The sequence below is a fragment of the Pseudomonas frederiksbergensis genome (assembly GCF_900105495.1).
GTDB lineage: Bacteria > Pseudomonadota > Gammaproteobacteria > Pseudomonadales > Pseudomonadaceae > Aquipseudomonas > Aquipseudomonas frederiksbergensis.
Genome location: NZ_FNTF01000002.1, coordinates 558,007 through 570,142, shown reverse-complemented (window position 1 = coordinate 570,142; position 12,136 = coordinate 558,007). Strand labels below are relative to the sequence as shown.

At 61.8% G+C, this 12,136-nt stretch carries 8 protein-coding genes; 7 read left to right on the top strand and 1 reads right to left on the bottom strand.

Annotated elements, in window-relative coordinates; translation table 11 throughout:
* The first annotated feature begins 161 nt into the window (after nucleotides 1–161).
* The 7 genes from pilG (at nucleotide 162) to trhA (ending at nucleotide 11,184) form a co-directional block, all read left to right on the top strand.
* Entirely contained in the window at nucleotides 162–566 is a 405-nt protein-coding gene (pilG, locus tag BLW70_RS03220) for a twitching motility response regulator PilG (RefSeq protein ID WP_008152601.1), read from the top strand.
* A gap of 57 nt (nucleotides 567–623) precedes the next feature.
* Entirely contained in the window at nucleotides 624–989 is a 366-nt protein-coding gene (gene pilH, locus BLW70_RS03215; RefSeq protein WP_008068134.1) for a twitching motility response regulator PilH, read from the top strand.
* A 10-nt stretch (nucleotides 990–999) separates the two neighbouring features.
* Nucleotides 1,000–1,548, top strand: coding sequence for a chemotaxis protein CheW (locus BLW70_RS03210; RefSeq protein WP_074871631.1), 549 nt, complete (start codon nucleotides 1,000–1,002; stop codon nucleotides 1,546–1,548).
* Between the two features lie 151 nt (nucleotides 1,549–1,699).
* A complete protein-coding gene (locus BLW70_RS03205; protein WP_074871628.1) occupies nucleotides 1,700–3,757 on the top strand; it encodes a methyl-accepting chemotaxis protein in 2,058 nt (685 codons plus the stop codon).
* Between the two features lie 52 nt (nucleotides 3,758–3,809).
* Nucleotides 3,810–9,716, top strand: coding sequence for an Hpt domain-containing protein (locus tag BLW70_RS03200; RefSeq protein WP_074871625.1), 5,907 nt, complete (start codon nucleotides 3,810–3,812; stop codon nucleotides 9,714–9,716).
* The gene (locus BLW70_RS03195; protein WP_074871622.1) at nucleotides 9,709–10,167 is read left to right on the top strand and encodes a chemotaxis protein CheW; all 459 of its coding nucleotides are present in this window, start codon (nucleotides 9,709–9,711) and stop codon (nucleotides 10,165–10,167) included. Before BLW70_RS03200 ends, BLW70_RS03195 begins: the two co-directional genes overlap by 8 nt.
* 399 nt (nucleotides 10,168–10,566) lie before the next feature.
* On the top strand, nucleotides 10,567–11,184 hold the full coding sequence (gene trhA, locus BLW70_RS03190) for a PAQR family membrane homeostasis protein TrhA (protein ID WP_074871618.1): 618 nt from the start codon (nucleotides 10,567–10,569) through the stop codon (nucleotides 11,182–11,184).
* A 6-nt stretch (nucleotides 11,185–11,190) separates the two neighbouring features.
* On the opposite strand, the gene BLW70_RS03185 is transcribed toward trhA, so the two are convergent.
* Nucleotides 11,191–12,099 carry a LysR family transcriptional regulator gene (locus tag BLW70_RS03185; protein WP_074871616.1) on the bottom strand — a complete coding sequence of 303 codons (909 nt, stop codon included), beginning with the start codon at nucleotides 12,097–12,099 and terminating at the stop codon, nucleotides 11,191–11,193.
* Nucleotides 12,100–12,136 lie beyond the last annotated feature (37 nt).

Sequence of the window (12,136 nt, the reverse complement as noted above, 5' to 3'; positions counted from 1 at the left end):
CGGTCAAGGAAAAACCACCGCGCCGGTCCCCCGATAGATTGCATTTGGAGACTGTGCTAAAAAGGCTGCCATATCGTTCCGGCCCTTAAACATCAAGGGTTTCGAGCCTCCGGTTATCGGAAATGGACAATTTGATTCGCAAAGGCGACGGCAGAGCATTTATGGAACAGCATTCCAGCGCCTTGAAGGTCATGGTGATCGACGATTCGAAGACGATTCGCCGCACCGCCGAAACGCTGTTGAAGAACGTGGGTTGCGAAGTGATCACCGCCATCGATGGTTTCGACGCCCTGGCCAAGATTGCCGACAATCACCCCGGCATCATCTTTGTCGACATCATGATGCCGCGTCTGGATGGTTATCAGACCTGCGCTTTAATCAAGAACAACAGTGCGTTCAAGTCCACGCCAGTGATTATGCTGTCGTCCAAGGACGGGCTGTTCGACAAGGCCAAGGGGCGCATCGTCGGCTCCGACCAGTTTTTGACCAAGCCTTTCAGCAAGGAAGAACTGCTCAACGCGATCCAGGCCCATGTTCCGGGCTTCGCCGCCGTTTTGCCGCAGTAGGACACGCACAGTGACGCTCGGCCAGCGGGCCCGGCGTCGACAAGAATGGGGAAGACCATGGCACGTATTCTGATCGTCGATGATTCGCCGACCGAAATGTACAAACTGACCGGCATGCTGGAAAAGCACGGTCATGAAGTGTTGAAAGCCGAAAACGGCGCCGACGGCGTGGCCCTGGCCCGTCAGGAAAAACCCGACGCCGTGCTGATGGACATCGTCATGCCTGGCCTCAACGGTTTCCAGGCGACCCGCCAACTGACCAAGGACCCGGAAACCGGACACATCCCGGTGATCATCATCACCACCAAGGATCAGGAAACCGACAAGGTCTGGGGCACGCGCCAAGGCGCCAAGGACTACCTGACCAAACCGGTAGACGAAGAGACCCTGATCAAGACCTTGAACAACGTGCTGGCCGGTTGATCGTCCGGCCATGACCGAGTCGCTGACGGCTTTCGAACTGCTGCTGCAGATCGACCGGCGTTGTCGTCTGCTGGCGGCGGACTTGCCGTCCCAGCCGACCCGACAGGACAGCTGGAGCGGCATCGGCTTTCGCCTGGGCGAACACTGGTATGTCGCGCCAATGGGCGAGGTCAGCGAAGTGTTGCATGAGCCGCGGTTCACCCAGCTGCCGGGGGTCAGGCCTTGGGTCAAGGGCGTGGCCAACTTGCGCGGGCGTCTGTTGCCGATCATCGACTTGAGCGGCTTCTTTTCTGGTAATGAGCCAGGGCATGAGCTGTCAGCCATGCGCAAGCAGCGTCGGGTCTTGGTGGTGGAGCATAACGACGTGTTTTCCGGGTTGATGGTCGATGAAGTCGTCGGCCTCCAGCACTTTGCCCAGGACAGTCTTGAACCGCCGGATACCTTGAGCGGCCCGATTGCACCGTTCATCAAAGGCCGGTTCCAGCGTGAGCAGACCTGGCAGGTGTTCAGCCCGTTTGCGTTGGTGCAGTCACAAGGATTCATGAACGTGGCCATTTGACCGCCGAACCATCCCCTGTGGGAGCGAGCCTGCTCGCGATTGAACGATAACGCGATTTTTCTGATGCACCGCAGCGCCTGAATCGCGAGCAGGCTCGCTCCTACAGGGTTCTCGGCAAGGTTCACAGACGTTGGTTAACAGGCGAGGACCGATGATAAAAGCAAAAACAGGCAAGCCAGAAGGGTCGCGCAGCCGGTCACAGATCATCGCGCTGTTCATCGCGCTGATCGTCTTCATCATGCTGCTGTTCGCCAACTTCGCGTACCTCAACACCCAGGCCACGTACGACAAACAGTACATCGGCCACGCCGGTGAGCTGCGCGTGTTGTCCCAGCGCATTGCCAAGAACGCCACCGAAGCGGCGGCCGGCAAGGCGGCGGCGTTCAAGCTGCTGAGCGATGCGCGCAATGACTTTGCCCAACGCTGGGGCTATCTGAAGCAAGGCGACCCCGCCACCGGCCTGCCGCCGGCGCCGTCCGCCGTGCGCCCGGAAATGCGCGCCGTGCAACTGGACTGGGAACGCTTGCTGAAAAACACCGACGCGATCCTCTCCAGCGAACAGACCGTGCTGTCGCTGCATCAAGTCGCCGCGACCCTGGCCGAAACCGTGCCGCAGTTGCAGGTCGAGTACGAAAAAGTCGTCGAAACGCTCCTTCAGCGCGGCGCCCCCGCCGCGCAGGTGGCCATGGCCCAGCGCCAGTCGCTGTTGGCTGAGCGGATTCTCGGTGCGGTGAACACCGTGCTGTCCGGTGATGAAAATTCGCAGCAGGCCGCTGACGCCTTCGGTCGCGATGCAGCGCGATTCGGCCAGGTGCTCAACGGCATGCTCCAGGGCAATCCGTCACTGAAAGTCAGCCAGGTTGAAGACCGCGATGCGCGGGCGCGGTTGATCGAGATTTCCGAGCTGTTCGAATTCGTCTCGGGTTCGGTGGATGAAATCCTCGAAACCTCGCCGGAGCTGTTCAAGGTCCGTGAATCGGCCACCAGTATCTTTACCCTGTCGCAGACCCTGCTCGAGGAAGCCTCGCACCTGGCCGGCGGTTTCGAAAACCTGGCCGGCGGGCGCAACACCGACACCATTGGCGGCTACGTGCTGGGCCTGTTGGCGCTGATGTCGATCATCCTCATTGGTCTGGTGATGGTCCGTGAAACCAACCGTCAGCTGCGCGAAACGGCCGAGAAGAACGAGCGTAACCAGAACGCGATCATGCGCCTGCTCGACGAGATCGAAGACCTGGCGGACGGCGACCTGACCGTGACCGCCTCGGTGACCGAAGACTTCACCGGGACCATCGCCGACTCGATCAACTACTCCGTGGACCAACTGCGCGATCTGGTGGCGACCATCAACCTCACTGCTGGCCAGGTCGCTGCCGCCGTGCAGGAAACCCAGGCCACCGCCATGCACCTGGCCCAGGCTTCGGAGCATCAGGCGCAGCAGATTGCCGAAGCGTCCACCGCGATCAATGACATGGCCCAGTCCATCGATCAGGTCTCGGCCAACGCCGCTGAGTCCTCGGCGGTGGCCGAGCGTTCGGTGGAAATCGCCAACAAGGGCAACGAGGTGGTGCACAACACCATCCACGGCATGGACAATATTCGCGAGCAGATTCAAGACACCGCCAAGCGGATCAAGCGCTTGGGCGAGTCTTCTCAGGAAATCGGCGACATTGTCAGCCTGATCGATGACATTGCTGACCAGACCAACATCCTTGCACTCAACGCGGCGATCCAGGCTTCGATGGCCGGTGATGCCGGGCGCGGTTTTGCGGTGGTCGCCGATGAAGTCCAGCGGCTGGCGGAGCGCTCTTCCGCCGCCACCCGGCAGATCGAAACCCTGGTGCGGGCGATCCAGACCGACACCAACGAAGCGGTGATTTCCATGGAACAGACCACCACCGAAGTGGTGCGTGGCGCGCGTCTGGCGCAGGATGCCGGGGTGGCCCTGGAAGAAATCGAAGGCGTGTCGAAGACCCTCGCCGCGTTGATCCAGAGTATTTCCAACGCCGCGCAGCAACAGACGTCCTCGGCCGGTCAGATTTCCCTGACGATGAACGTGATCCAGCAGATCACCACGCAGACCTCGTCCGGCTCCACCGCCACCGCCGAGAGCATTGGCAACCTGGCGAAAATGGCCAGCCAGCTGCGGCGTTCGGTGTCCGGTTTCACCTTGCCGGCCGCCAAGGCTGAGGTTGCGGATAAAGTGTGAAACGCCTGCGAGCGAATGCTTTTTTTGAGTAGAGCAGTGATTTGGAGTGGTTATGGGTGATCGGCACGACTATGTGGCCCTCGAGTGGGTCAAAGGCGAGATTGCCGAAACGCTGAAAGTGGCTCACCAGGCGATTGAAACGTTGCTTGATGACCCGCAGGCGACGCACGCCCTCAGCGAATGCCTGGCGTGCGTCCATCAGGTTCACGGCAGTTTGCAGATGGTCGAGTTCTACGGCGCGGCGCTGCTCGCCGAAGAGATGGAACATCTGGTCACCGCCTTGCAACAGAACCGCGTCAGTCATCGCGATGAGACGCTTCACCTGTTGCTGCAAGCCCTTGGTCAACTGCCGATTTACCTCGATCGGGTACAAGGTGCGCGCCGCGACCTGCCGCTGGTGGTGCTGCCACTGATCAACGATCTGCGCAGCGCCCGTGGCGAAAGCCTGTTGTCGGAAACCAGCCTGTTCAGCCCGCAATTGGCGGACCTGCCGCCCCTGGACGAAGCGTCGCTGGCGCTGCTGGAGCCGGCGGATTTACCCAATGTGCTGCGCAAGTTGCGGCAAATGTTGCAAATGGCCCTGGTCGGGTTATTGCGTGAGCAGGATGGCGAAACGAATCTCGGTTACCTGACCAAGGTTTTTGCGCGCCTCGAAGGGCTGTGCGGCAACGCGCCCTTGAGCCCGTTGTGGCAAGTCGCCTCGGCGCTGGTCGAAGGCATGCGCGACGGCTCGATTGCCAACAGCCCGGCGTTGCGCAGCCTGTTCAAGGAGGCCGACAAAGAAATCAAGCGCCTGCTCGAACAGGGCATGCCCGGCATCAATCAGCCGGCGCCGCTAGAGTTGCTCAAGAGTTTGCTGTTCTACATTGCCAAGGCCGAACATCCCACCGGGCAGATGCTGACCATGAAAGATCGCTACGGACTGGACGACGCGCTGCCTGACAGCGCAATGGTCGACGAAGAACGCGTACGGCTGGCCGGTCCCGACCGCGATGCCATGCGCTCGGTGTTGGCCGCTTTGTGTGAAGAGCTGGTGCGGGTCAAGGAACGCCTTGATCTGTTTGTGCGCAGCGACCGCCAACACACCTCGGACCTCGAAAGCCTGCTGGCGCCCCTGCGGCAAATCGCCGACACCCTGGCGGTGCTCGGTTTCGGCCAGCCACGCAAGGTCATCATCGACCAACTGGCGGTGGTGCTGAGTCTGGCCCAGGGTCAACGTGAGCCCAACGACGCGATCCTGATGGACGTCGCCGGTGCCTTGCTCTACGTCGAAGCGACGCTGGCCGGCATGGTCGGCACCGTCGAGCCGGAAAGCCAGGAAGACAGCCGCCTGCCGACCACCGACCTGACCCAGATCCATCAGATCGTGATCAAGGAGGCGCGCATCTGCCTGCAACAGGCCAAGGACATGATCGTCGACTACATCGACGCCGACTGGGACCGCCAGCATTTGCAGCAACTGCCGGCCTTGCTGACCCAGGTGCGCGGTGCATTGGCGATGATTCCGTTGAGCCGTGCGGCGAGCCTGATCGAAACGTGCAACCACTTCATCCGCGAGCACCTGCTGCAGGATCCGGATCATCCCGGCTGGCAGGAACTGGACAGCCTGGCCGACGTCATCACCAGCATCGAGTACTACCTGGAGCGCCTCAGCGACGACCCCGAAGCGCCGGGTGAAAAGTTGCTCGACGTCGCGGAAAAGAGCCTGGCCGCACTCGGCTTTTTCCCCATCGAGCAACAGGTGCCGGTGCTTGAAGATGTGCTCAGCCCGAGTGAAGCGCAGGTCATGCAGGATCTGCAGGAACTGGACGACCCTGAGACCGTCAAGTCGCTGGCCGATGTGTTGGCCAGCCCTGTGTCCTCCGTCAATCCGCCCGCCCTGACAACCCCGGGAAGCCTGTTGCCGCCGCCCAGCGGTGAAGAACCGGTGGACGATGAGCTGCGGGAAGTGTTCCTCGAAGAAACCGATGAAGTGCTGGAAATCCTCCGGGAGTACCTGCCGCGCTGGACGGCTAACCCCGACGATAAATCTGCCTTGAGTGAATTGCGCCGGGCATTCCACACCTTGAAAGGCAGTGGCCGGATGGTCCGTGCGCTGGTGCTGGGCGAGCTGGCCTGGGCGGTGGAAAACCTGCTCAACCGCGTGCTGGAACGTAGCGTTGCGCCGGGGCCGGCGGTGCAACAACTGCTGGGCGATGCGCTGAATCTGCTGCCAGAACTGGTGGCCGAGTTTGCCAGCCATGCCCAGCGCCAGCGCAACGACGTTGACCAATTGGCCGCACGCGCCCATGCCCTCGCCAAGGGCGATACGCCTGCCAGCGATGAAGATACCCAGGATGTGGCGGCCCTCGATCCGCTGTTGCTGGAGATCTTCCGCAAGGAAGCCGAGACCCATCTCGCCAGCCTCAACCGCTTCCTCGATAAAGCCGCGGAGCACGTACCGTTGCAGGCCAGCGACGAGTTGCAGCGGGCGCTGCACACGCTCAAGGGCAGCGCCTCCATGGCGGGCGTATTGCCAATCGCCGAGCTGGCGAAGCCGCTGGATCATCTGGCCCGGGAGTACAAGGCGCACCTGCTCGCCCTCGACCTGGACGAAGTCGAACTGCTGCTCGAAGCCGAAGGCTTGTTCCGTCTCGGCTTGCGACAGCTCAAAACCGACCCGCTGGCGGAGATTCCCGGCGCCCGCTCATTGATCGAGCGAACCCAGGCGTTGCTGGCCGAGCGACTGGAAATGCTCCTGAGTGCGCCCAATACCGGGCTGCGCATCAAGCGTGATCCGCAACTGATCAACAACTTCCTCGCCCAAGGCATGGACATCCTGCTGGACGCCGAGAGCCTGTTGAAACGCTGGCAGCAACATCCCGGCGAGCGTCAGGAACTCAGCGCGTTGCTGGACGAATTGACCACCCTCGGCGAAGGCGCGCACCTGGCGGATCTGCATCCGGTGGATGAGCTCTGCGAAGCCTTGCTCGACCTCTACGGCGCGGTGGAAGAAAGCAGCCTGGCGGTCAGCGAGGCGTTTTTCCATGAAGCGCAAAGTGCCCATGAAGCTCTGATCAACATGCTCGACGAACTGGCTGCCGGCCAGGAAGTCAGCCCGCAACCGCAACGCATCCGGGCCTTGCGCGGCTTGCTCGATGAGAGCCTGGATCCGTCGGCGATGGGGCTGATTCGCAGCGATGGCAGCCGCACGCTGAGCATCCGGGAACTGGGTAGTGCCACGGCCGAACTGGAACAGACCGCGACCCAGGTCGAGCTGGACGACGAGATCGTTTCGATCTTCCTCGAAGAGGCGGTGGATATCCTCGAAAGCGCCGGTCAGGCGTTGCAGCGCTGGCTGGACGACCCGGACAACGCTGCGCCGCTGTTGTCGTTGCAGCGAGATTTGCACACCCTCAAGGGTGGTGCGCGGATGGCCGAGGTCGAGCCGGTCGGTGAGCTGGCCCATGAACTGGAAAGCCTTTACGAAGGCCTGGTGGATCGCCGCTACGCTTACAGCGAAGCCTTGGCGCACTTGCTGCAACACAGCCATGACCGGCTCGCGCAGCTGCTTGATCAGTTGCAGAACCAGCGGCCATTGGCTGATCCGGCTGAGGTGATCGAGGCCATTCGCGAGTTTCGCCAGGGCAACGCCAGCACTGTTGAGGCGGTCGAACCGGCACGGGCCGAGGATTCACCGGGGCATGATCCAGAGCTGCTGGAGATCTTCCTCGAGGAAGGTTTCGACATCATCGAAAACTCCGGCGCGGCGTTGGTGCGCTGGCAGGCCGAGCCGTCGAATCGTCAGGAAGTGGAAACCCTGCTGCGTGATTTGCACACCCTCAAGGGTGGCGCGCGGATGGTGGAAATCGCGCCGATCGGCGACCTCGCCCATGAGCTGGAATTCCTCTACGAAGGCCTGTCCGCTGGCGTGTTGCAACCCACTGCCGCGTTGTTCGGCTTGTTGCAAAGCAGCCACGACCGACTGGCGCAGATGCTCGACGCGACCCGCGCCGGTCAGCCTTTGCCGCCCGCCGATCAACTGATCGATGAGATCAGGAATTTCAGTCATCCGGCCGTGCCCGAAACACCGACGCCGGTCCAGGTGCCTGCAACGCCGAAAATCGAGACGCCGGCACAGCAACCGGATGCCGGCGCGGACATGGTCAAGGTCTCGGCAGAACTGCTCGACGATCTGGTCAACCTGGCCGGCGAAACCTCGATTTTCCGTGGCCGGATCGAACAACAGGTCAACGATGCGCGCGTGACCCTCAGCGAGATGGAAACCACCATCGAGCGCATGCGCGACCAATTGCGCCGGCTCGATACGGAGACTCAGGGGCGGATTCTCAGCCGTCAGCAAGTCGAAGCCGAACGCCTGGGCTACGAAGAATTCGATCCGCTGGAAATGGACCGCCACTCGCAGTTGCAACAACTGTCGCGCGCGCTGTTCGAATCCGCCTCCGACTTGCTCGACCTCAAGGAAACCCTCGACCGACGCAATCAGGACGCGGAAAACCTGCTGCAACAACAGGGCCGCATCAACACCGAATTGCAGGAAGGCCTGATGCGTACGCGCATGGTGCCGTTCGAGCGGATGCTGCCGCGCTTGAAGCGGATCGTCCGCCAAGTCTCCGGCGAATTGGGCAAGGACGTGGAATTCATTGTCGGCAATGCCGAAGGCGAGATGGACCGCAACGTCCTCGAACGCATGGCCGCGCCGCTGGAACACATGCTGCGCAACGCCGTGGATCATGGCCTGGAATCGGCCGAGGTGCGTGTCGCGGCAGGTAAACCGGCTCAGGGTCGTATCACCCTCGACCTGTCGCGAGAGGGCGGCGACATCATTTTCGACATCCGCGACGACGGTGCCGGCGTGCCGCTGGACGCGGTGCGGAGCAAGGCGATCAAACGCGGGTTGCTGGCCCCGGACAGCGACATCAGCGACCGCGATGTCCTGCAATTCATCCTGCAACCGGGGTTCTCCACCGCCGAGAAAATCACCCAGATTTCCGGGCGCGGCGTCGGCATGGACGTGGTGCATGAAGAGGTCCGGCAGCTCGGTGGCAGCATGAGCATCGACTCTGTGCCGGGGCAGGGCGTGCACTTCCGCATTCGCCTGCCGTTCACCGTGTCGGTCAACCGGGCCTTAATGGTGCAATGCGGGGAGGATCAGTACGCGATCCCGCTGAACACCATCGACGGCATCGTTCGCGTGCTGCCCAACGAACTTGAAGGGCACTACCGGCTCGATCCGCCGACCTACCAATACGCCGGGCAACACTATGAACTGTGCTACCTCGGCGAACTGCTGAAAACCAGCCATCGCCCGAAACTGCTGGGCCAGAGCCTGCCGTTGCCGGTGTTGCTGGTGCAGTGCAACGAGCGGCACATCGCGGTGCAAGTCGACGCCATGGCCGGCACTCGCGAGATCGTGGTCAAAAGCCTCGGCCCGCAATTTGCGGCGGTGCAGGGTTTGTCCGGGGCGACGATTCTCGGCGATGGGCGGGTGGTGCTGATTCTTGATTTGCTGGCGCCGATCCGCGCGATGCAGGCCCGCTTGCCGCAACAGCCAGTGACTCAGGACGCGGAGGCCGAACCGCACAAGCCGCTGTTGGTGCTGGTGGTCGATGACTCGGTCACCGTGCGCAAGGTCACCAGCCGTCTGCTGGAACGCCACGGCATGAACGTGCTGACCGCCAAGGACGGGGTCGACGCCATGCTGCTGCTTGAAGACCACATGCCTGACCTGATGCTGCTGGACATCGAAATGCCGCGCATGGACGGTTTTGAAGTCGCGACCCAGGTCCGCGCCGACGAACGTCTGCAGCACCTGCCAATCATCATGATCACCTCCCGCACCGGGCAGAAACACCGCGACCGCGCCATGGCCATCGGCGTCAACGACTACCTCGGCAAGCCGTACCAGGAATCGGTGCTGCTCGATAGCATCCACCTGTGGAGCAAAACCCATGCTTGAGCACCGCACCAGCAACCTCACCGGCCTGCTGCTGCCCTTGGCTGACCGCAACCTGATCTTGCCCAACGTCGCTGTGGCGGAGCTTATCGATTACCAACCCAGTGCCTTCGACCTCGACACACCGCCGTGGTACCTGGGGTTGGTGAAGTGGCGGGATCGACAGATTCCGTTGATCAGTTTCGAGTCGGCATGTGGGCAGAAAATCGTCATCGGCGAGCGGGCACGAATCGTCATCCTCAATGCGCTCGGCGGGCGGCCCGATTTGAAATTCATTGCCTTGCTGGTGCAGGGGATTCCGCGGTCTTACAAGCTTGATAGTCAGTTGAGCTATGTGGATGTGCCGTTGTGCTCGCTGGAACAGGCGGCGGTGCAGGTGGGGGAGCAAGTGGCGAAGGTGCCGAATTTGTTGGCGTTGGAGGAGTTGCTCGTAAAGGCCGGTTTGGCCAGCTGATCGTTGACTGGCCCCCAACTGATCGTTCCCACGCAGAGCGTGGGAACGATCATGGCATCGGTTTCTGCGTTAAACCCGGCGTGAGCCGTCCACATCGTCCGCCCCGGAAGTCGCGCTAATCTCAAAAAGTGTGGAGCTTGATCTGGCCCCATCGCGAGCAGGCTCACTCCCACATTGGGTCGGCGTCGTCTACAAAACCCCTGTGGGAGCGAGCCTGCTCGCGATGGCGTCGGCATGGTCAACCATTAACCTGACCGTAACGATCCGTCTCCACCCAACACCCTGAGGTGATTGCCGGACAGCGCTCACAAGGTGGCATTGTGTTCTGAAACATTGCGCTTTTAGTCTCAAGGCCTGAGCCTTGCGCGATGCGGTAATGAATCTTGAGGTGAGCAACGCATGTATCACGGGGAAAGATTGAACGCCTGGACGCATCTGGTCGGGGCGGTGGCTGCGTTTGTCGGGGTGGTGTGGATGCTGGTGATTGCCAGCATGGACGGTAGCCCGTGGAAGATTGTCAGCGTGGCGATCTACGGGTTCACCTTGTTGGTGCTTTACAGCGCGTCGACCGTTTACCACAGCGTGCGTGGACGCAAGAAAGCGATCATGCAGAAGGTCGATCACTTCTCGATCTACCTGTTGATTGCCGGCAGCTACACGCCTTTTTGTCTGGTGACATTGCGCGGTCCGTGGGGCTGGACGCTGTTCGGGATTGTCTGGGGGTTGGCGCTGATCGGCATCCTGCAAGAAATCAAACCGCGCTCGGAAGCGCGGATTCTGTCGATCGTGATCTATGCGGTGATGGGCTGGATCGTGCTGGTGGCGGTCAAGCCGTTACTGGCGGCGTTGGGCAGTACAGGTTTCGCCTGGCTGGCGTCGGGCGGCGTGCTGTACACCGTGGGCATTGTCTTTTTTGCGCTGGACAGTCGTTTGCGCCATGCCCACGGGATCTGGCATCTGTTCGTGATCGCCGGGAGTTTGCTGCACTTCGTGGCGATCATGTTTTATGTCCTTTGAAGACCTCTAAGGGATCAAGCGATCCAGCTGCGCCTGCGCCCGTCGGCTGAACACCTGCAACAAGTCGCTCAGGGTGTGGGGCGGCGGTTCGTCGGCGCGGGTTATCGCATACAAGGTGATCGGTAGCGCGGGTGCCAGAGGTCGAATCGCCGTGGCGGCGGGGGATGCGCCGAGCGCGGTAAACGGGTCGATCACTGCCAGCCCGGCGCCGGATTCAACCATCGCCCGCGCCAGCGAATAGGTCTGCACGGCGATGCGAACCCGTGGCGGTGGCTCGACCGCCTCAAGATAGCTGTCGAGCCTGGCCGCCAGCGGATCGGCGCTGGACAGGCCGATCAGCGGCGCGCCGGCCAGTTCGCTCAATGGCAACGGTTGGCCCAAGGCGTCGTCGGCCCAATAACCCAGCGGCGCCAGCGCCACCAACACCCCGCAAGCCAACACCTGTGCCTTCAGGCCCGGGTGATCCGGCGGTTGCAAGGTCAGTGCGACATCCACTTCACGCATCAACAAATTCTGCATCAGCTCACGGCTGTGGGCGCTGGACAGCTCGCAGACGATGTCCGGGTAGCGTTGCGTCCATTCGTTGATGGCCGGCGGCAGCAGCGACAGCGCCAGCGCCGGAATCGCGCCGATCCGTACGCTGTGACCCGGCTCGCGTCGCAGGCTCTGGGCCAGGCGTCGCACGCCTTGCAGGCTTTCGGTGACCTTGTCGACTTCGCGCTCAAGCTCCAGCGCTTCGGGCGTGGCCTGCAATTTACCGCGCACCCGCAGGAACAGCGGGAAGCCCAGTTGCTGCTCGGCGTGTTGCAGCACTTTGCTCACCGCCGGCTGCGACACGTGCAGCAACTGCGCGGCGCCACTGACCGAACCGGTCTGGCGAATGGCCTGGAAAATCTCGATGTGTCGCAGTCGCATGGCAAGTCCATAACCTTTGTTTATGGGTCAAGCATCT

What these genes read in the sequence shown, in the direction of transcription:
- pilG (WP_008152601.1), top strand. Translation starts at nt 162, where the DNA reads ATGGAACAGCATTCCAGCGCCTTGAAGGTCATGGTGATCGACGATTCG.
- pilH (WP_008068134.1), top strand. Translation starts at nt 624, where the DNA reads ATGGCACGTATTCTGATCGTCGATGATTCGCCGACCGAAATGTACAAA.
- BLW70_RS03210 (WP_074871631.1), top strand. Translation starts at nt 1,000, where the DNA reads ATGACCGAGTCGCTGACGGCTTTCGAACTGCTGCTGCAGATCGACCGG.
- BLW70_RS03205 (WP_074871628.1), top strand. Translation starts at nt 1,700, where the DNA reads ATGATAAAAGCAAAAACAGGCAAGCCAGAAGGGTCGCGCAGCCGGTCA.
- BLW70_RS03200 (WP_074871625.1), top strand. Translation starts at nt 3,810, where the DNA reads ATGGGTGATCGGCACGACTATGTGGCCCTCGAGTGGGTCAAAGGCGAG.
- BLW70_RS03195 (WP_074871622.1), top strand. Translation starts at nt 9,709, where the DNA reads ATGCTTGAGCACCGCACCAGCAACCTCACCGGCCTGCTGCTGCCCTTG.
- trhA (WP_074871618.1), top strand. Translation starts at nt 10,567, where the DNA reads ATGTATCACGGGGAAAGATTGAACGCCTGGACGCATCTGGTCGGGGCG.
- BLW70_RS03185 (WP_074871616.1), bottom strand. Translation starts at nt 12,099, where the DNA reads ATGCGACTGCGACACATCGAGATTTTCCAGGCCATTCGCCAGACCGGT.